General features: G+C 65.0%; 19 protein-coding genes and 1 pseudogene. 11 read left to right on the plus strand and 9 right to left on the minus strand.

The features are described from left to right. Nucleotides 1-6 precede the first annotated feature (6 nt). Genes FZI91_RS08915 through FZI91_RS08935 form a run of 5 tightly spaced genes read right to left on the minus strand, consistent with a single transcriptional unit; the run spans nt 7 to nt 7,666 of the window. On the minus strand, nt 7-1,176 hold the full coding sequence (locus FZI91_RS08915) for an acyl-CoA dehydrogenase family protein (protein WP_155938687.1): 1,170 nt from the start codon (nt 1,174-1,176) through the stop codon (nt 7-9). Next, a complete protein-coding gene (locus tag FZI91_RS08920; protein WP_155938688.1) occupies nt 1,173-3,173 on the minus strand; it encodes a biotin carboxylase N-terminal domain-containing protein in 2,001 nt (666 codons plus the stop codon). Before FZI91_RS08920 ends, FZI91_RS08915 begins: the two co-directional genes overlap by 4 nt. Nucleotides 3,174-3,222: 49 nt before the next feature. Next, the gene (locus FZI91_RS08925) at nt 3,223-4,818 is read right to left on the minus strand and encodes an acyl-CoA carboxylase subunit beta (protein ID WP_155938689.1); all 1,596 of its coding nucleotides are present in this window, start codon (nt 4,816-4,818) and stop codon (nt 3,223-3,225) included. Then, entirely contained in the window at nt 4,815-5,963 is a 1,149-nt protein-coding gene (locus tag FZI91_RS08930) for an acyl-CoA dehydrogenase family protein (RefSeq protein ID WP_162525438.1), read from the minus strand. Before FZI91_RS08930 ends, FZI91_RS08925 begins: the two co-directional genes overlap by 4 nt. Continuing rightward, the gene (locus tag FZI91_RS08935) at nt 5,960-7,666 is read right to left on the minus strand and encodes an acyclic terpene utilization AtuA family protein (protein WP_162525439.1); all 1,707 of its coding nucleotides are present in this window, start codon (nt 7,664-7,666) and stop codon (nt 5,960-5,962) included. The genes FZI91_RS08930 and FZI91_RS08935 overlap by 4 nt, the downstream gene beginning before the upstream one ends. A 470-nt stretch (nt 7,667-8,136) precedes the next feature. Here FZI91_RS08935 and rpmF point away from each other — a divergent pair, with 470 nt between their 5' ends. From rpmF to FZI91_RS08975, 9 genes and pseudogenes are all read left to right on the plus strand, one after another. Continuing rightward, on the plus strand, nt 8,137-8,310 hold the full coding sequence (gene rpmF, locus FZI91_RS08940) for a 50S ribosomal protein L32 (RefSeq protein ID WP_070936410.1): 174 nt from the start codon (nt 8,137-8,139) through the stop codon (nt 8,308-8,310). Nucleotides 8,311-8,376: 66 nt separating this feature from the next. Continuing rightward, nucleotides 8,377-9,063 (plus strand): response regulator transcription factor, encoded by a 687-nt coding sequence (locus tag FZI91_RS08945; protein ID WP_162525440.1) that lies wholly within the window; start codon nt 8,377-8,379, stop codon nt 9,061-9,063. Nucleotides 9,064-9,095: 32 nt separating this feature from the next. After that, complete coding sequence (locus FZI91_RS08950) at nt 9,096-10,625, plus strand: HAMP domain-containing sensor histidine kinase (protein ID WP_162525481.1); 1,530 nt, start codon at nt 9,096-9,098, stop codon at nt 10,623-10,625. A gap of 41 nt (nt 10,626-10,666) precedes the next feature. Continuing rightward, a complete protein-coding gene (locus tag FZI91_RS08955) occupies nt 10,667-11,992 on the plus strand; it encodes a S1C family serine protease (protein WP_155938693.1) in 1,326 nt (441 codons plus the stop codon). 35 nt (nt 11,993-12,027) lie between these two features. Continuing rightward, on the plus strand, nt 12,028-12,525 hold the full coding sequence (locus FZI91_RS08960) for a molybdenum cofactor biosynthesis protein B (protein ID WP_162525441.1): 498 nt from the start codon (nt 12,028-12,030) through the stop codon (nt 12,523-12,525). A 7-nt stretch (nt 12,526-12,532) separates the two neighbouring features. After that, nucleotides 12,533-12,736: a hypothetical protein gene (locus FZI91_RS23940; protein WP_166548243.1), complete on the plus strand. Its 204-nt coding sequence runs from the start codon at nt 12,533-12,535 to the stop codon at nt 12,734-12,736. A 369-nt stretch (nt 12,737-13,105) separates the two neighbouring features. Next, nucleotides 13,106-13,711, plus strand: coding sequence for an MspA family porin (locus tag FZI91_RS08965; RefSeq protein ID WP_375234330.1), 606 nt, complete (start codon nt 13,106-13,108; stop codon nt 13,709-13,711). 90 nt (nt 13,712-13,801) lie between these two features. Continuing rightward, nucleotides 13,802-14,020 (plus strand): MspA family porin, encoded by a 219-nt coding sequence (locus FZI91_RS08970; RefSeq protein WP_375234328.1) that lies wholly within the window; start codon nt 13,802-13,804, stop codon nt 14,018-14,020. Nucleotides 14,021-14,429: 409 nt separating this feature from the next. After that, a pseudogene (locus FZI91_RS08975) lies at nt 14,430-15,002 on the plus strand (MspA family porin); the annotation flags it as partial. Nucleotides 15,003-15,027: 25 nt separating this feature from the next. On the opposite strand, the gene mscL reads toward FZI91_RS08975, so the two are convergent. The 4 genes from mscL to FZI91_RS08995 form a co-directional block, all read right to left on the minus strand. After that, nucleotides 15,028-15,429 carry a large-conductance mechanosensitive channel protein MscL gene (mscL, locus tag FZI91_RS08980; RefSeq protein WP_155938697.1) on the minus strand — a complete coding sequence of 134 codons (402 nt, stop codon included), beginning with the start codon at nt 15,427-15,429 and terminating at the stop codon, nt 15,028-15,030. 9 nt (nt 15,430-15,438) lie between these two features. Next, nucleotides 15,439-16,122, minus strand: coding sequence for an SAF domain-containing protein (locus tag FZI91_RS08985; RefSeq protein WP_155938698.1), 684 nt, complete (start codon nt 16,120-16,122; stop codon nt 15,439-15,441). A 64-nt stretch (nt 16,123-16,186) separates the two neighbouring features. Continuing rightward, entirely contained in the window at nt 16,187-16,516 is a 330-nt protein-coding gene (locus FZI91_RS08990; protein ID WP_155938699.1) for an FmdB family zinc ribbon protein, read from the minus strand. 88 nt (nt 16,517-16,604) lie between these two features. Further along, complete coding sequence (locus FZI91_RS08995) at nt 16,605-17,234, minus strand: 5-formyltetrahydrofolate cyclo-ligase (protein ID WP_309224043.1); 630 nt, start codon at nt 17,232-17,234, stop codon at nt 16,605-16,607. A 29-nt stretch (nt 17,235-17,263) separates the two neighbouring features. Here FZI91_RS08995 and FZI91_RS09000 point away from each other — a divergent pair, with 29 nt between their 5' ends. Continuing rightward, nucleotides 17,264-18,232, plus strand: coding sequence for a UTP--glucose-1-phosphate uridylyltransferase (locus FZI91_RS09000; protein ID WP_155938701.1), 969 nt, complete (start codon nt 17,264-17,266; stop codon nt 18,230-18,232). A gap of 12 nt (nt 18,233-18,244) precedes the next feature. Beyond that, the gene (gene glp / locus FZI91_RS09005) at nt 18,245-19,555 is read left to right on the plus strand and encodes a gephyrin-like molybdotransferase Glp (RefSeq protein WP_162525443.1); all 1,311 of its coding nucleotides are present in this window, start codon (nt 18,245-18,247) and stop codon (nt 19,553-19,555) included. Nucleotides 19,556-19,576: the final 21 nt, after the last annotated feature.

Genomic DNA, 19,576 nt, shown 5'->3' on the forward strand with positions numbered 1-19,576 from the left:
TTCTCCTTAGTACGAGCGGGGCAGGCTGAGCGATGTCTGCGCGACGAAGTTGAGGATCATCTCCCGGCTAACCGGGGCGATACGTCCGAAGCGCGACAAGTTCAACAGCGGCGCCACCGCGTACTCGGAGGTCAATCCGTTGCCGCCCAGGGACTGTACGGCGCGGTCGGCAGCGCGGCAGGCCACCTCGGCGGCGGCGTACTTGGCCATGTTGGCGGCCTCCGCGGCGCCCCAGTCGTCACCGCAGTCGTACAGGGTGGCGGCCTTCTGCATCATCAGCTTGGCCAGCTCCAGCTCGACCTTAATCTCGGCCAGCGGGTGCGCGATGGCCTGGTGCGCACCGATCGGCGTCTTCCACACCTGGCGGGTCTTCACATACTCGGTGGCTTTGTTCAGCGCGAGCCGCGTAAGGCCAACTCCGCTGGCGGCACCCATGATTCGTTCCGGGTTCAAACCGGCGAACAGCTGCATGAGCGCGGCATCCTCGGAGCCCACGAGGGCGTTACCCGGCACGCGCACATCGTCGAGGAACACCTGGAACTGCCGCTCGGGCAGCGTGAGCTCCATATCGATGGGCGTGTACTCGAAACCCTTGGTGTTGGTAGGTACCACGAACAGCGCGGGCTTGAGCTTGCCGGTCTTGGCCTCTTCGGTGCGGGCAACCACCAGCACGGCGTTGGCCTGGTCGACGCCCGAGATGAAGACCTTGCGCCCATTGAGGATCCAGTCACCACCGTCGCGCTTGGCGGTGGTGGTGATGTTGTGCGAGTTGGAGCCGGCGTCAGGCTCGGTGATGGCAAACGCCATGGTGAAGCTGCCATCGGCCATCGACGGCAGCCAGGTCTTCTTCTGCTCGTCGGTGCCGTAGCGGGCGATGATGGTGGCATTGATGGCGGGGGAGACCACCATCATCAGTAGCGGACAACCGGCCGCGGATAGCTCCTCGAAGACGAGGCCGAGCTCGTACATGCCGGCACCGCCGCCGCCGTACTCCTCGGGGATGTTGACTCCGAGGAAGCCGAGCTTGCCTGCCTCATCCCATAATTCGGTCAGGGGGGCGTGTGTCTTGGACTTCTCTAGGTAGTACTGGTGACCGTAGTTGCCGACGAGGGAGGCGACGGCCTGACGCAGCGCCTTGCGCTCGTCGGACTCGACGTACGGGTTGGTTGAGGTCATGCTGGCTCTCCTTCTGTGTTGGCCTCGGTGGCCAGCTGGGCGAGTACGGTGCCGAGTTCGACTTGTTGTCCCGGTTCGACATTCAGGATTTCGATGACACCGTCGGCGGGGGCGACGATGGTGTGCTCCATCTTCATCGCCTCCAGCCAGACGATCGGCGTGCCTGCGGTGACGGTGTCTCCGACAGCGGCGCCGACGCGCAGCACCACCCCCGGCATGGGTGCGATCAGTGAGCCTGCGGCCACCTCGGTGCTGGGATCGGTGAACCGGGGCGCCACGGTGAGCGCCACCGGACCGAGCGGTGAATCGATGTCGACAGTTGCCCCATAGCGGGCCACGTCGAATCCGCGACGGACGCCATCCAGGACGAGTGCCACATGATCGGGTGTGGCCGAGACCAGTTGGATCTCCGGCCAATCGCCGTCGAGTTCCAGACCGCTGCGGGTCAGCCGATACCGGACGCTTATCGTGCTGTCGCCCGCCAGGAACTCCTTGGTCTGGTAGCCGGAAGCCAGGTTCCGCCATCCGCTGGGTAGACCCGCGCACACGGTGGCGGCCGAGCGGTTGGCGGCGGCGTCAGCCAATGCGGCAGCCAGTGCCGAATACCGTTGTGCTGCTTCGTCGGCCAGCGGCCTGGCAAGGACGTCAAGCCCATGCTTGTCCAGGAACGAGGTATCGGTGTCGCCGTCGAGGAACGCCTGGTGGCGTAGCACGTTGACCAGTAGATCGCGGTTGGTGGTCAGGCCGTGTAGCCGGGTGCGTTCCAATGTGGACGCCAGTAGCCGTGCGGCTTCGGTGCGGGTCGGTGCCACGGTGATGACCTTGGCGAGCATCGGGTCATAGTGCACTGAGACTGCGCTGCCATCGACGATCGTAGAGTCCAGCCGAACCCCGTTGCGCCCCGGATGCCCCGGCACGTGGAACTGGGCGCTGGCGCCGGGAACGGCGAAACGGTGCACGGTTCCGCTCTGTGGCTGCCAGCCCGCGGCGGGGTTCTCTGCGTACAGCCGCGCTTCGATGGAATGCCCGTGAATGACAGGAGGTTCGGCGGGAAGCTCGCCCCCGTCGGCCACCTGTATCTGCAATGCCACCAGATCAAGTCCGGTAGTGCATTCGGTGACGGGGTGCTCCACTTGAAGGCGGGTGTTCATCTCCAGGAAGAAGAACTCGCCGTCCTCGGTGGCCAGGAATTCCATGGTTCCGGCACCGACGTATCCGATGGCCTCCGCGGCGGTACGTGATGCCTCAAACAGGCGCTCGCGCATCCCGTCGACTCGGGCTACCAGCGGGGAGGGCGCCTCTTCGATGACCTTTTGGTGCCGGCGCTGGATGGAGCATTCGCGCTCACCGATGGCCCACACCGTGCCGTGGGTATCGGCCATCACCTGTACCTCGATGTGACGGCCGGTGCCGAGGTAGCGTTCGCAGAAGACGGTTGGATCGCCGAAGGCGGACTCCGCTTCGCGTTGTGCCGCAGCGATTTCGGCAGGCAGGGAGTCGAGGTTGTTGACGATCCGCATGCCGCGACCGCCGCCGCCGGCGGAAGCCTTGACGAGCACTGGCAGCTGGTCGGCGGTCACGGTATCGGGATCGAGCTGTCCTAGCACCGGCACACCGGCCGAATCCATGAGTTTCTTGGACTCGATCTTGGAACCCATCGACTCGATGGCCGCAACGGGCGGACCGATCCAAGCGAGGCCGGCATCGGCCACCGCGCGAGCGAAATCGGCATTCTCGGAGAGGAATCCGTACCCCGGGTGGATGGCGTCGGCACCGGTGGCCTTGGCGGCGGCGATGATCAGCTCACCGCGCAGATAGGTCTCGGCACTGGAGGTACCGGGCAAGTGGACCGCGGCGTCGGCTTCGGACACGTGTGGGCTATCGGCATCGGCGTCCGAATAGACGGCGACTGTGCCCAGACCGAGCTTGCGGCAGGTGGCGAAGACTCGGCGGGCGATCTCGCCGCGGTTGGCAACTAAAACGGAGGTGATAGTCATATGGAGGTTCCCCTGTGCTTTCGATTCTTCGCGCAAGTGCTCATCACAATCACATCCGGAAGACGCCGAAGTTTGACGTCCCCTCAATCGGCCCATTAGCGATGGCGGACAAGCACATACCGAGCACGGCGCGGGTGTCCCGGGGGTCGATGACCCCGTCGTCATACAGGCGCCCGGACATGAACATTGGCAGCGACTCGGCTTCGATCTGGGCCTCGATGGCCGCCTTCATTGCAGAATCGGCCGCGTCATCGACCTCTTGTCCGCGTGCTGCCGCGGCGGCACGGCTCACGATGGAGATCACGCCCGCGAGCTGGGTGCCGCCCATCACCGCCGATTTGGCGCTGGGCCACGCGAACAGGAAGCGTGGGTCGTAGGCGCGGCCGCACATGCCGTAGTGGCCGGCACCGTAGGAGGCGCCGACGATCAGTGACAGGTGCGGCACCGTCGAGTTGGATACGGCGTTGATCATCATGGAGCCGTGCTTGATCATGCCACCCTCTTCGTACTCCTTGCCCACCATATATCCGGTGGTGTTGTGTACGAACAGAAGTGGAGTGTTGGTCTGGTTGGCCAGTTGGATGAACTGGGTGGCCTTCTGTGATTCCTCACTGAACAGCACGCCGCGCGCATTGGCGAGGATGCCGATGGGGTATCCGTGTAGCCGTGCCCAGCCGGTCACCAGCGAGGACCCGTACTGTTCCTTGAATTCGTCGAATTCTGAGCCGTCAACGATGCGGGCGATGATCTCGCGCGGATCGAACGGGATGCGCAGATCTCCGGGAACGATGCCGAGCAGCTCGGCCTGATCGGCGATCGGCTCGACCACTGCCGCCGGCGTGGGGCCCTTCTTGACCCAGTTCAGGCGCGAGACGATCTGCCTGCCGAGGCGCACGGCGTCCTGTTCGTCAACTGCCAGGTAGTCGCCCAAACCTGAAATACGGGAGTGCATTTCGGCACCGCCCAGCGATTCGTCGTCGGACTCTTCGCCGGTGGCCATCTTGACCAGTGGGGGTCCGGCCAAGAACACCTTGGAGCGTTCCTTGATCATCACCACGTGGTCCGACATGCCGGGGATGTAGGCGCCGCCGGCGGTGGAGTTGCCGAAAACCAGGGCGATCGTCGGGATGCCCGCGGCCGAGAGCCGGGTGAGGTCGCGGAACATCTGCCCGCCAGGGACAAACACTTCTTTCTGGGTGGGTAGGTCGGCGCCGCCGGACTCCACCAGCGAGATCACCGGCAGGCGGTTCTGGAAAGCAATATTGTTGGCCCGCAGCACCTTACGCAGCGTCCAGGGGTTACTGGTGCCGCCCTTTACGGTGGGATCGTTGGCTACGATCATGCACTCGACGCCCTCCACCACGCCGATGCCGGTGACCAGCGAGGCGCCGACGGTGAAGTCGCTGCCCCAGGCCGCCAACGGGCATAGTTCTAGAAAGGGTGCGTCGGCGTCCAGGAGAAGCTCGATGCGCTCACGCGCCAGCAGCTTGCCGCGTTCATGGTGGCGGGCAACGTATTTGTCGCCGCCACCGGCGATTGCCTTGGCGGTTTCGGCATTGACTTCAGCCAGCTTGGTCGTCATGGCCTCGGCCGCGGCGACATATTCGGGGGAGTTGGTGTTGACGGCGGTGCGGAGAGTGGTCATGCCTGGTACCCCAGGAGCTTCGCGGCCAGCGAGGTGAGGATTTCGGTAGTGCCGCCGCCGATGCCGATAATGCGCATATCGCGATACTGGCGTTCGATCTCACTCTCGGTCATGTATCCCATGCCACCGAACAATTGGACGCCCTGATTGGCCACCCATTCACCGGATTCGACGGCGGTGTTCTTGGCGAAGCACACCTCGGCGATCAAGTTGGTCTCGCCAGCAAGCGCGCGATCAACCAACGCGTGCGTGTAGACCCGGGCGATATCGACCCGGCGGGCCATCTCGGCGAGCGTGTTCTGCACCGACTGGCGGGAGATGAGCGGACGTCCGAAGGTCTCCCGATTCCGGCACCACTCGACCGTCAGGTCCAGGCACCGCTGTGCACTCGAATATGCCTGTGCAGCAAGCCCGATACGCTCGGAAACGAATGCCCCGGCGATCTGCGCGAAGCCGGTGTTCTCGCCGCCAACCAGGTTCTCGGCGGGAACGCGCGCATCGGTGAAGGCCAGCTCGGCGGTATCCGAGGAGCGCCACCCCATTTTATCGAGCTTGCGGGCCACCTCGAATCCCGGTGTGTCCTTGTCGATCAGCAGCAGTGAAACCCCGGACGCGCCCGCTCCGCCGGTGCGTACCGCGGTCACCACATAGTCGGCGCGCACGCCGGAGGTGATGAAGGTTTTGGCGCCGTTGACGATGTAGTGGTCACCGTCCCGCTTGGCAGACGTGGTCAGGTGTCCCACATCGGATCCGCCGCCGGGTTCGGTGATGGCCAGTGAGCCGATGAGATCCCCACGCAGGGTGGGCTTCACGTAAGTGTCGATAAGCCGTTGATCGCCGGAGGCGATCATGTGCGGCGTGGAGATCCCGCAGGTGAACAGCGACGCGAATACACCGCCGGGCACACCCGCGTAGTGCAGCTCCTCGCACACAATCACCGTATCTATGGCATCTCCGCCGCCGCCGCCAACATCTTCCGATGAGGCCGGCCCGAGTAGGCCCAGATCGCCCGCCTTGCGGTGCAATTCGCGAGGCAACAGCCCTTCGCGCTCCCACTCGTTGACATGTGGAAGGATCTCGCGCTCGGCGAAGTCACGCACCGTCTCCCGAAGCGCCTGGCGCTCCGGGGTGTTCCATTCGGTCACTGTATTTTCTCCAGGAGGGATTCGGGGATCTCGATCTCGCGGGAACGCAGCCATTCGCCAATGCCCTTGGCCTGAGGGTCGAATCGTGCTTGATACGCGACACCCTTGCCGAGGATGCCTTGGATGACGAAGTTCACTGCACGCAGCTTGGGTAGCAGGTAGCGGGCTACCTCCAGATGCTCGGTTTCCGGGAGTAGTTCCCGTAGCGCATCGACCGTCAAAGCGTGCGCAAGCCAGCGGTATTCCTCGTCGGTGCGTACCCACGCGCCGACGTTGGCACTGCCGCCCTTGTCGCCGCTGCGGGCGCCGGCGAGGACGCCGAGGGGGACGCGTCGCGTGGGTCCGGCGGGCAGGGGCTCGGGCAGGGCGGCCGCCGGTGCGTCGGCAAGCGGCTGCGTCTGGGAGGCTTGCGCGATATCGACCCGGGTGCCATCCGCAAGCACCGCCACATGCGGAACCTTTTCCGCGGGAACATATCCCGGCGTGAAGACGCCGTACGGTTCGGCCTCGGCGGGGCGTGATGTCACATGGAATCCGGGGTAGCTCGCCAGTGCCAACTCCACTGCCGCGTTAGAGAACTGCCGACCGACCTTGTTGGGATCGGAGTCGCGCACCATCACGTGCAGCAGCGCGCTGGCGGCCTGCTCGGTGTCGGCGTTGGGGTGGTCGGTGCGGGCCAGGGTCCACTGGGTGTCCTCGGGCGCCACCGGCATCTCGGCCTCAAGCTGCTTGCGGGTCAGATCCGCTTTAGCGTCGATATCGAGACCGGTGAGTACGAAGGTCATCTGATTGCGGAAGCCGCCCAGCGCATTCAGTGACACCTTCAGATCCGGAGGCGGTGCCTCGCCGGTCACACCCGAGACGCGCACCCGGTCGGGGCCGTCAGCCTCCAACTGCAGGGTATCCAAGCGGGTGGTGACGTCCGGGTTGGCGTACCGCGCTCCGGTGATTTCGTAGAGCAGCTGGGCGGTGACGGTGCCCACGCTGACCGCGCCGCCGGTGCCTGCGTGCTTGGTGATCACCGAGGATCCGTCCTGGTACACCTCGGCCAGCGGGAACCCGGCATGCGAGAGGTCGGGGATTTCGGTGAAGAAGGCGTAGTTGCCGCCGGTGGCCTGGGTGCCGCACTCGATGATGTGCCCGGCCGCTACCGCGCCGGCCAGTTTGTCGTAGTCGTCTCGGCGCCAGCCGAAGTGTGCGGCCGCGGGACCGACGATCACCGACGCATCGGTGACCCGGCCGGTGACCACGACGTTGGCCCCGGAGTTAATGCACTCCACGATGCCCCAAGCGCCGAGGTAGGCATTGGCGGTCAACGGCGATCCCAGTCCGAGCTCGGTCGCGCGGGGCAACAGGTCGTCACCCTCGACATGGGCGACATTGGTCGCGATGCCCAGTTTCTCGGCGAGCGTGCGGATGGCATCGGCCAGGCCGGCCGGGTTGAGCCCGCCGGCGTTGGAGACGATCGTGACGCCCTTGTCCTGGGCCAGGCCCAGGCATTGTTCGAGCTGGCGCAGGAAGGTCTTGGCGTAGCCGCGCTCGGGGGCTTTGGCGCGGTCGCGACCGAGGATGAGCATCGTCAGTTCGGCCAAGTAGTCGCCGGTCAGATAGTCGAGTTCACCCCCGGTGAGCATCTCGTGCATGGCTGACATTCGGTCTCCGTAGAAACCCGAACAATTGCCGATCCGAACCGGAGCAGTCACCGAGCTCTTCCTTTCGGGATGTCCTTTATAGGAATGCCGCGCCCAGTGACACAGGCCACCATGGCGCTCGTGCGCTGTTAAGTTACCCCACCGTCGGAAACGTCAACCAAGGGGTCCAACCAAGTGGTTGGCCGAGCTATTGACCGGCGATTTCGGGCCTAATTCGCCAGTTCAGACGTCGAGGAGAGCGGGATGTCGCACGTCACCGAACGGTTCTACGAACGGCCGCCGTCGGGAGTTTTCGGCACCAGCACCGATCCGATCTCTTGGCTTGATACGGCCGGCGGGCGACGCGCTCGGAAGACAAACAGGTCTTCCAGGCCTGATCACACGGTGGGTAGGGGAGCGAATTTGCAGCTCATGACGGCTACCGGCTATCGTGTGTTGATTGTCGCTGGCTGCGCTACAAGATGTTGGCGCGGCGCGAGCGAATCACACAGAAACCTGAGAATTAAGGAGAGGGCTCAACCATGGCCGTCCCCAAGCGGAGAATGTCCCGCTCGAACACCCGTAGCCGGCGCGCACAGTGGAAGGCGACCGCTACTGAGCTGGTCAACGTCACTGTCGGCGGACAGAACCACAAGGTTCCCCGTCGCCTGCTCAAGGCTGCACGCCTCGGGCTCATTGACCTCGACCGTCGCTGAACGCGCCGGGACTGAATCTCAGGCATCCTCAGTAATATCTCAGCCGCACGGTTAACACTGGTGCCTGTGCGAATTCTTGTAGTCGATGACGACCGCGCTGTGCGCGAGTCGTTGCGACGGTCCCTGTCCTTCAACGGCTATTCGGTAGACCTTGCCGAAGACGGCGTCGATGCGCTGAATTCCATCGCCAGCGACCGGCCCGATGCGTTGGTCCTCGATGTGATGATGCCCAAGCTCGACGGTCTCGAGGTGTGCCGCCGCTTGCGTAGCACCGGAGACGATCTGCCGATCCTGGTGTTGACCGCCCGCGACTCGGTCTCCGAGCGGGTCGCCGGGCTCGATGCGGGCGCCGACGATTACCTGCCCAAGCCCTTCGCGTTGGAAGAACTCCTCGCGCGGATGCGTGCCCTGCTGCGCCGGACGACGTCCGAGGAAGACGCGGATGCGGCCACGCTGAGTTTCGGCGACCTGACCCTGGACCCTGTCACCCGCGAGGTGCACCGCGGCACCCGGTCAATCAGCCTCACCCGTACCGAGTTTGCGCTGCTGGAAATGCTCATGGCCAACCCGCGCCGTGTGCTTACCCGTAGCCGCATCCTCGAAGAGGTGTGGGGATTCGACTTCCCGACCTCCGGCAACGCACTTGAGGTGTATGTCGGATACCTGCGACGCAAGACCGAAGCCGACGGAGAGATCCGGCTCATCCACACCGTGCGCGGTGTCGGCTACGTGTTGCGGGAAACCCCTCCGTAATCCCTATGGCGACATTGAGAATGCCGCAACGGATGCGGGGCTCCACTGCTGCCATATTCTCGCCCCTGCGCGCGACGAGTTCGTCGGTGTCGTTGCGTTGGCGCGTGATGCTGCTGGCCATGTCGATGGTGGCCATGGTCGTGGTGCTGATGGCGGTGGCCTCGTACCTTCTGGTGTCGACGGCGTTGTATCGAGACGTCGACAAGCAGCTCAACGATCGAGCCAACCTGCTGATCGGTAGTGGATTGTTGTCGGTGGATCCGCGCCGCGCCATTGAGGGCACCGCATATTCGGCGGATGTGAACGCCAAACTGATCTTCCCCGGGCTCATCACGTTCTCGGCCACGCAGCAGGGACAGACGATTCCTTACGGCGCCCCCGAGCAGGCGGTCACCCGCGGCGAGCTGGATCATTCGTTGCGCACCGTCAATCACCAACGCGTGCTCGCCCTTAGGCTCGATAACGGCAGCACGCTCATCATGGCCAAATCGCTCGACCCCACCGATACCGTGCTGCGGCGGCTCGGCTGGGTGCTGCTGATCGTCGGCGGCGTGGGTGTTGCGGTGGCAGCCGCTGCCGGCGCCGTGGTGGCAGGTACCGGGTTGCGCCCCGTGGCCAGGCTCACTGACGCCGCCGAGCGGGTGGCCCGAACCGACGACCTGCGGCCCATCGCCGTCACCGGCAGCGACGAATTGGCGCGCCTCACCATCAGTTTCAACACGATGCTGCGCGCGTTGGCCGAGTCGCGAGACCGCCAGGCGCGGCTGGTGACTGACGCCGGGCACGAGCTGCGCACCCCGCTGACCTCGCTGCGCACCAACACCGAACTGCTGATGGCCTCCATGCAGCCGGGCGCCCCGCGGTTGCCCGACGAGGAGATGGAGGCGCTGCAGCGTGATGTGATCGCGCAGATCGAGGAATTGACTACGTTAGTGGGCGATTTGGTGGACCTGGCGCGCGGCGACGGTTCCGATATTGTGCACGAGCCGGTGGACATGGTCGAGGTAGTGGAGGGCACTCTGGAACGAGTTCGCCGCCGTCGCAACGACATTGAATTCGACGTCGTCATGCAGCCGTGGCAGGTGTACGGCGACGCCGCGGGGTTGTCGCGTGCGGTTCTCAACCTGCTCGACAATGCCGCGAAGTGGAGTCCGTCGGGTGCCACGGTGTCGGTGCGGCTGGCTCAGGTTGACGCCGCGCACGCCGAGCTGGTGATCTCCGATCGCGGCCCCGGGATTCCGCCCGCCGAACGCGATCTGGTCTTCGAGCGCTTCTATCGCGCCACCCCGGCGCGGGGAATGCCCGGATCCGGTTTGGGGTTGGCCATCGTGAAACAAGTGGTGCTGAAACATGGTGGCGCCATCAAGGTCGAGGAAACAGAGCCCGGGGCCGTCATCGACGGTAATCCGGCTCCCGGGACGTCGATGCACGTGTTTCTTCCGGGCCGCCCCGGAGGGCCCGGAAGCCTGGGGGACAGCACAGCCCGCCGAAACTCTGCGCCAAACGAGAGGCAGATCTCAGTGGATTCTCAGTCCACTTCGGCAGCGTGGCATCCGAGCTAGTCGATCTTGAACGCCTATGAAGGACCTGTGAGGAAGTACCTATGACCAACGACCCCAACGGCAGCTGGGCCTATCGGCCATCCGGTACCTACTCCGGACAACAAGGGCACCAGGCGCCGACGCACCACGCCCAGTCCGGCCATCACTATCCGGGACAGTCTTATGGCTACCCGACGGGGCAGCAGCCGAATCAGCATCGCCCGGCCCCGCAGCCGCCGCGTCAGCAGCAGGCTCACGCTCCGCGCAGAAGTAGCGGCGGGCTCGTCATCGGGGCCACCGTCCTGGCTCTGGTCTCCGGTGGTCTGGGCGGCACGGTGGGCGCCGTCGTCGCCGACCGTCAACACACAAAGGGGCCCGCGGTCGCCGGCAGCAGCACCGGCCTGACGCCGATCGCCCCGGGTCGTCCGCCGATGGCCCAGCCGGTCTCGGCACTGCCCGCCGGATCGGTGGAACAGGTTGCGGCCAAGGTGCTTCCGAGTGTCGTGAAGCTAGAAACGATCATGGGCCGTTCGAGCGAAGAAGGTTCGGGGGTCATCCTCTCGGCGGACGGGCTGGTCCTCACCAATGCGCACGTTGTCCAGGCGGCGGGCGAGCCAGGCGCTAAGACCACGGCCACCGTCACGGGCGGAAAGACCTCTCCTTTCACGGTGGTGGGGATCGATCCCGGCACCGATATCGCGGTGGTGCGAATCGGCGGCGCCTCCGGCCTGACGCCCATCGCGATCGGATCGTCCGCGAATCTGGTTGTGGGCCAGTCGGTTGTCGCTATCGGTTCCCCGCTGGGGCTCGATGGCACGGTCACCACCGGCATTGTCAGCTCGCTCAACCGTCCGGTCTTCACGGCGGGACAGGCGGGCAACCAGGACACCGTGCTGGACGCGATCCAGACCGATGCCGCCATCAACCCGGGCAACTCCGGCGGTGCTCTGGTCAACCTCAATAGCGAGTTGGTCGGCATCAACTCGGCCATCGCCACCATGGGTGGCGATTCCAGCGGCGAGACGCAGGGCGGATCTATCGGCCTGGGCTTCGCGATCCCGGTGGATCAGGCCAAGCGGATCGCCGATCAGCTGATCGCTAACGGCCATGCCACTCATGCGTCCCTCGGGGTCCGGGTGGGCAACGAGAAGGAGATCCAGGGCGCCAGGATCGTCGAGGTAGTCGCCGGTGGCGCCGCCGAGAAGGCCGGGGTGCCCAATGGGGCCATTGTCACCAAGGTGGACAACCGTCCGGTGAACAGCGCCGATGGGCTCGTCGCCGCGGTGCGGTCTAAGGCCCCGGGCGACAAGGTGACGCTGACGTATACCGATGGCAGCGGCGGGGCGGAGAAGACCGTCGACGTGACGCTGGGTGAGGTCGCCCGATGACCCAGATGTCCCCGGGAGCCGTTACGGTTGCTTCTATGGCAGATATCGAGGCACGACCGGTGGGGCGCTCGTTGGTGGTCGTGGTCAATGACAGGACCGCTCATGGCGATCAGGACACCATCGGCCCATTGGTGACTGAGCTGCTCGCCGAGGCGGGATTTGTCGTCGACGGTGTGATTGCCGTCGAGTGCGATACCGACGAGATTCAGGACGCCATCAGCACTGCCGTGGAAGGCGGTGTTGACCTGGTACTCACCGTCGGTGGCACCGGTGTCACGCTGCGGGACGTGACGCCCGAGGCCACCCAGGAGCAGTTAGATCGCGAATTGCTGGGTATCGCCGAGGCGCTGCGCTCGTCCGGTTTGGCGGCGGGCGTGACCGAGGCTGGACTGTCACGCGGTGTCGCAGGGATTTCCGGGAGCACCTTGGTGGTCAACATCGCCGGCTCACGGGCAGCGGTGCGCGACGGAATGGCCACCCTCGGTCCGCTGGCCAGTTATATCGTCGAGCAGTTCTTCACCCTGGAGATCTGACCCACCAGTGCCGACCCCCTCGGACCGCGATTGTGACCTTCGCCACAAAAGTGACGAAGGAGGAACAAGCGCTAGCAATGCGGATGTCGAGCGGATTTTCGGGCAGACCATGCCAACTTTGGGCCCAGATGAACGAGACATGAACGATTCCAGTGGCTCGCGGGATGGCGATCGGTGGTTGCGGGATAACGTGCCGCCGCATCACGGCTAAGGAATTCGCGCATATCGAACGCGTAAATTCGGCAGGTCGGAATGTCTAGATACCCATCCGGGGTGTCGGTTCCCCTCGGGTCGGCGGCTGTTTTCCAGCAAATCCTTCGTTCACCCGATTGTTAACCCACGGATGTCTTGGGTTTGGCTAACTTCCGGCTCACAGGCCGCCTCGGAACCGGGTGAATCGGGTGAGAACAGAACTCGCGTCCAGATTGCCGCGCCCCCGCCGTGCCGATATCGTCCATCTGTCCGTCGCTAAGGAATTTCTCATGTTCGCCATGAGGGGACTGATAGGAACAGAATGAAGCTGTTGGGCAAGGTATCGGGCTGGGCCCGCCGCGGTGTGCTGGCGGTTGGCGCCCTGCTCATGACTCTTGTTGCTCTCTTCGCGACGGCGGCGACTGCGCATGCTGGGCTGGACGATGAGATGACTCTGGTCGACGGCAAGGGGCGGACGCTGCGGATCCAGGAGTGGGACACCTTCTTGAACGGCGTGTTTCCGCTGGACCGTAACCGCCTCACCCGTGAGTGGTTCCATTCGGGCCGTGCGGTCTATGAGGTGACCGGTCCGGGTGCGGATGCCTTCGAGGGCACCCTGGAGCTGGGCTACCAGGTGGGTTACCCCTGGTCGTTGGGCGTGGGTCTGAACTTCAACTACACCACGCCGAATACCTCGATTCTCTACGGTATTCCGAACGCCTTCGGCGGTAGCCCGGAAGCCTCGTACATTCAGACCACCAACCTGCTGCCGAGCGCCGGCATCAACGTTGACCTGGGCAACGGCCCCGGTATTCAGGAAGTGGCCACCTTCTCCGTTGCCATTGCGGGCCCCAAGGGTGCCGTCGCGGTGAGTAATGCGCACGGCACGGTGACCGGCGCGGCCGGTGGCGTGCTCTTGCGTCCCTACGCCCGATTGATCAGCTCCGCCGGTGACAGCGTCACCACCTACGGCGAGACCTGGGACATGAAGTAGCGGAACTCCTCTAGATAACAAACGTTTCCAGATAGCCCGTCTCCTGCTGGCCTCGCGGACTTTCGAGGCGCGCCATCGTGCGGGAATGGCATGTTTCCGCTGGACCGTAGCCGCCTCACGCGCGAGTGGTTCGATTCGGGCCGTGCGGTCTACGCGGTAACCGGTCCCGACGCGGATGCCTTTGAGGGCACCCTGGAATTGGGCTATCCCTGGTCACTGGGTGCGGACATCCAAGAGCCGGCAACCTTCTCGGTCGCGGTGGCCGGCGCCAGGGGGCCGTTGCTGTGGCCAATGCCCACGGCACGGTGACCGGGGGTGGCTGGCGGTGTGTCTTGCGTCCGTTCGCGCGATTGATAAGTAGCGCGGGCGACGGCGTGACCACCTGTGGCGAGCCCTGGGATATGCGTTAGTCGCCATTACTCAATAGGCGCGATCTGGTAGCAGACTGCACCGCAGCCGAACCTATCTATCGCTTGATCGAGTTAGCCTCCTGGAAACATACAGGAAACTCACAGGGACGATTCGGCCGTTACGTTAGGCCAGCCTGAGCAACAATGTGGTTCTGGCGAAGTCGGCTTTTGCCCTGGCGCGCACCCGCCACGACGATTGAGGGAACTAAATGACATCAGTTGGCATCCGGCAGGTCGCGCACAGCACCCTCATGCGCTTGATCCTGGTCCTCGCCACCGTGGCGGGACTGTCGGTAATGGGGATGGGCACCGCGACTGCGGGTTTGGACGATGAGCTGACCCTGGTCGACGGCAAGGGCCGGACGTTGCGTGTCCAGCAGTGGGACACCTTCTTGAATGGTGTGTTCCCGCTGGACCGCAACCGCCTCACCCGTGAGTGGTTCCATTCGGGCCGCGCTGTGTATGAGGTGACGGGTGCTGGTTCGGATGCCTTCGAGGGCACCCTGGAGCTGGGTTACCAGGTGGGTTACCCCTGGTCGTTGGGCGTGGGTCTGAACTTCAACTACACGACCCCCAACGTCTCCGTCCTCTACGGCATTCCTAACGTCTTCCAGGGTTCGCCGGAGGCCTCGTACATTCAGACCACCAACCTGCTGCCGAGCGCCGGCATCAACGTTGACCTGGGCAACGGCCCGGGCATCCAAGAGGTCGCGACGTTCTCGGTCGCCATTGCCGGTGCCAAGGGGGCAGTTGCGGTGAGCAATGCCCACGGCACCGTGACCGGTGCCGCGGGCGGCGTGCTGCTGCGGCCCTTCGCGCGGCTGATCAGCTCCGCCGGTGACAGCGTCACCACTTATGGCGAAACCTGGGACATGAAGTAATCGGCCGCAGGGCGAGCAGAAGGAGCTAGGACGCCTTCCTCTGCTCGGCCAGCAGGTCGCGGATCTCGACCAGCAGTTCTGCCTCGGTCGCTGCCGCCGCATCCTCGCCAGAGGTTGACAGGCGGTCCTTGAGTGCCTTGTACGGCAGGACGATGAGGAAGTAGACGACCGCCGCGGTGATGACGAAGCTGATGGCCGCACTCAACAGGGCATCGAACTGCAGGAACTGTTCGGGGTTCCCACCCAGGCTGACCTGCAGCACACCGTGCTTCTGGTCCCCGCTCGCACCTACTCGGCTCAGCAATGGCTGGATGATCGCGTCGTTGAATGACTTGACGATTGCCGTGAACGCGCCACCGACGACCACCGCGACCGCGAGGTCAATGACGTTGCCGCGCAGCAGAAAATCTCTGAATCCCTTGAGCATGGTCTGACCTTAACGGAAGGTCAGCGTTACCGCCTGCACTAACGCGATTGCGGCAACGCGGTTAGCCTGCTGCGGCGGCAGCGCGACCATGACGACGCGCTCGGATCCGATGCCCTTGGTAGCGGGCTTCGGTGACACCAGCACGACCACCGCGCCGGTGGCCAGCACCGTGGGCTCCGGGGGAGCGTCGCTCGTCCGGCCCGATCCGGCGGCGTCTCCACCGGCCACGGTGAGGATGTCGACGACATCTCCGGTCCTGATCATGTCGAGGGTGGCGGCATCGGCCAGGGGCACCGGGACGATGCGGGCATCGTTGCCCGCGGCCGACTCGGCCAATCGCGGGCCCAGTACTCGCAGATCGGTCAGTACTTCCCCGCGTCGAACCGGCCCGGCTAGCGTTGCGCCCACAACGGTCCTGGTATCAGTGCTGACCCCGTCGGGAAGGATTGTTGCGGAACGTTTTTCGACTCTGACGTCTTCGCTGGCCAGGATTATGCCTGGTGGCAGATCGCGGGCGGCGACCACCACATCGGAGCGATCGTTGGCCGGATCGGGTCGGAAGGCCAGTACGGCCGCGAAGAGGACCAGGGTCGCCGCGATGATTCTGCGAGCCAGCGCTGTCCGTGCCCAGTCGGGTCGACATGCCGCCGATACGCGCTGAAAAACGGTGGGATCAAGAGGCGATGGGGCCATGCCCTCACGCTAGGGCCGCGCCCGCCGCGTAGTCAGTACCCAGTTGGCCGCTGTGGATAACTCGTCAGCCGGCGGCAGCGGAAGCGGTGGCGGTGGAGGCCGACGACGAGCTCGAGGTCGAGGAGCTAGAACTGCTCGAGCTCGACGACTCCGAAGTCGAGGACTTGGATTCAGTCTTGGTGCCGGAATCGCTCTTGGCGGCGGCGTCCACGCTGCCTGAGCGGCTGTCGGTGCGGTAGAAGCCGCTGCCCTTAAACACGATGCCCACAGAGTTGAACAGCTTGCGCAGCTTGCCCGAGCACTTTTGGCACACGGTCAACGCGTCGTCAGTGAACGCCTGCACGATGTCGAACTTATCGCCACAGTCGGCACACGCATAGGAATAGGTGGGCATGGGGGTCCTCCGGAACTGGCAAGCCATGAAACGCCACTAGCACTCTACCTTTTGGAGTGCTAGGTCTGCCACTGGGTGACCTGGGGATTCAGCCGAGTGTGACCAATCCGTCGGCGGTCACGGCATGTGTCACTGGCACATCATGAGCACCGGCGGGCACCTTCTGGAGGATCTCGCCGAGATACAGCGGCGCGATCAGGTGCACCGACGGCGCTGCGAACCCCAGTGATCTGTCGTAGAACCCGGCCCCGCGGCCCAGCCGATTACCCCGATGGTCCGCCGCGAGCGCCGGAATCAACACCAGCTCGGCTTCGCCCAGGGTGGCCCGGCCGAACACCGGAGGCGCCGGCTCCCGCAGGCCGAACGGGGCATCGACCAGCTCCCCCGGACGGTATTGACCCCAGGTCAGCGCGGTGGGCGTGCCCGTGTCGTCGTTGCGTGCAATCGGCAGCAACACCCGCACGCCGCGGGTGACGAGGGCATCGAGCATTTCCACCGATCCGGGCTCGGATCCCACCGGGAGGTAGGCGGCGATCACCGACAGTCCGGAGGTCGCCGCCAGGACATGCGCGGTGATCGCGTCATTCTGTTCTTCGCGCTCGGCACGTGACATCGCCCGTCGTGCCTGCACAATCTGTTGCCGCAGGACCTGTTTGATGTTCTGTGTTGTGCTTTGCGGAGTGCTGATTCCGTGACGGTACCGCCTTATCCGCGCAATTCCGTGGTCAGTGGTTAGGGTGAGTGGCTATGACAGACCCGGACGTTCTTCGCGCAAGCGGCTCATCAGCCCCTGACGTGTTGATCCCACGCACCGCCGTGGTGCCCGCCGCGGGCCTGGGCACGCGGTTCCTCCCGGCCACCAAGACGGTGCCCAAAGAACTGCTTCCCGTGGTCGACACCCCAGGCATCGAGCTGGTCGCAGAAGAGGCCGCCGAGGCAGGCGCCGAGCGCCTGGTGATCGTCACCTCCGAAGGCAAGGACGGCGTCGTCGCGCATTTCGTTGAGGACCTGGTGCTGGAGGGCACGCTCGAAGACCGCGGGAAGCACGCGATGCTCGAGAAGGTGCGACGAGCGCCCGGGCTCATCAAGGTGCAATCGGTGGTGCAGGCCGAGCCGCTTGGCCTCGGACATGCCGTCGGCTGTGTCGAGCCGGTGCTCGATGACGACGAAGACGCCATCGCCGTGCTGCTGCCCGATGATCTGGTGTGGCCCCGGGGAGTGTTGGAGACCATGGCCAAGGTTCGGGCCAAGCGCGGCGGCTCGGTGCTCTGCGCCATCGAAGTCAAGCCCGAGGAGATCAGTTCCTACGGAGCCTTTGACGTCGAGATCGTGCCGGACGCCGCCAATCCAAATGTATTGCGCGTCAAGGGGATGGTGGAGAAGCCCAAGACCGAGGACGCGCCGTCGAATTATGCGGCTGCGGGACGCTACCTGCTGGACCGGGTGATCTTCGATGCGCTCAAGCGGACCCCACGCGGCGCTGGTGGCGAGATACAGCTCACCGATGCAATCGCGCTGCTGATCGATGAGGGGCACCCGGTGCACGTGGTCGTGCATCGCGGATCCCGACACGACCTGGGAAATCCCGGCGGCTATCTCAAGGCTGCTGTTGACTTTGCGTTGGACCGTGACGACTACGGTCCAGGCTTGCGGCAGTGGCTGGTCGAGCGGCTCGGTCTGGAGCCGGTCACGCTGCCGGATCCGGAGTCGGCGTAAAGAAAGGGACCAGTGCGTTCGGTCGAGGAGCAGCAGGCCAAAGTCACGGCGGCTGCGGTTGCGCCGCGCCCGGTTCGGGTGGCGATCGCCGAAGCCCAGGGTTTGTTGTGCGCCGAGGAAGTGGTGACGGTTCGGCCGCTGCCCGGGTTTGATCAGGCCGCCATCGACGGATACGCCGTGCGCAGCGTCGACGTGCAGGCCGCCGGCGGCGTGGTGCGCGTGATCAGTCCCGGTGAAGGTGGCGGCCCGGGCGAAGAGGACGAGGACGAGGAACCGAGCGGCGAGATCGGGACGGTTGAGCTGCCCGTCGTCGGCACCGTTCGGGTGGGGGAGCGCACGCCCACCCGGCTACAGCCGCGTCAGGCGGTACGGGTGCAGACCGGCGCGCCCATGCCGACCTTGGCGGACGCGGTGCTGCCGCTGCGCTGGTCCGAGGGCGGGGAGTCGCGAGTCAAGGTGCTGCGCGCGGTGCGCTCGGGTGATTACGTGCGCCGCACCGGAGATGACGTGCAACCCGGAGATGTGGCCGTGCGAGCCGGCACCATCATCGGCGCCGCTCAGGTGGGGCTGCTGGCGGCGGTGGGTCGCGACCGGGTCTTGGTACATCCGCGTCCGCGGCTGTCGGTGATCAGCGTCGGCGGCGAGCTTGTCGATGTCGATCGCACTCCGGGCAACGGCCAGGTGTACGACGTGAATTCGTATGCGCTGGCGGCCGCGGCGCGCGACGCCGGTGCCGACGTGAACCGTGTGGGCATCGTCGGTGCGGAGCCTGCCGCGTTCCGCGAGGTGGTCGAGGGTCAGCTGAACCGGGCCGAGGTGGTCGTCATCTCCGGTGCGGTGGGTGGTGCCGCCGCCGAAGGGATTCGCGAGGCACTTTCGGCGCTGGGCGACATGGAGGTTGGGCGCATCGCGATGCATCCGGGTTCGGTGCAGGGCTTCGGTCAGTTGGGCCGCGACGCGGTGCCGACCTTCCTGCTGCCCGCGAACCCGGTCGGTGCGCTGGTGGTCTTCGAGGTGATGGTGCGACCGTTGATTCGACTGGCGCTGGGGCGTCGGCAGGCGCAACGTCGAATTGTGCAAGCGCGCACCATGTCTCCCATTGCTTCCATCGCGGGACGCAAAGGGTTCCTGCGTGGTCAGCTGATGCGCGACCAGGACACCGGCGAGTATTTGGTGCAGGTTTTAGGCGGCGCAGCTGGGTCTTCATCGCATCTGCTCGCGACACTCGCAGAGGCGAACTGTCTGGTGATCGTGCCTGCAGAGGTTGAGCAGGTTCGGACCGGGGAGATCGTCGAGGTCGCGTTCCTGGCCCAGCGCGGATGAGCCGCTTGCGCGAAGACCAGG

Source organism: Mycobacteroides sp. CBMA 271, assembly GCF_009729205.1.
Taxonomy (GTDB): Bacteria; Actinomycetota; Actinomycetes; order Mycobacteriales; family Mycobacteriaceae; genus Mycobacterium.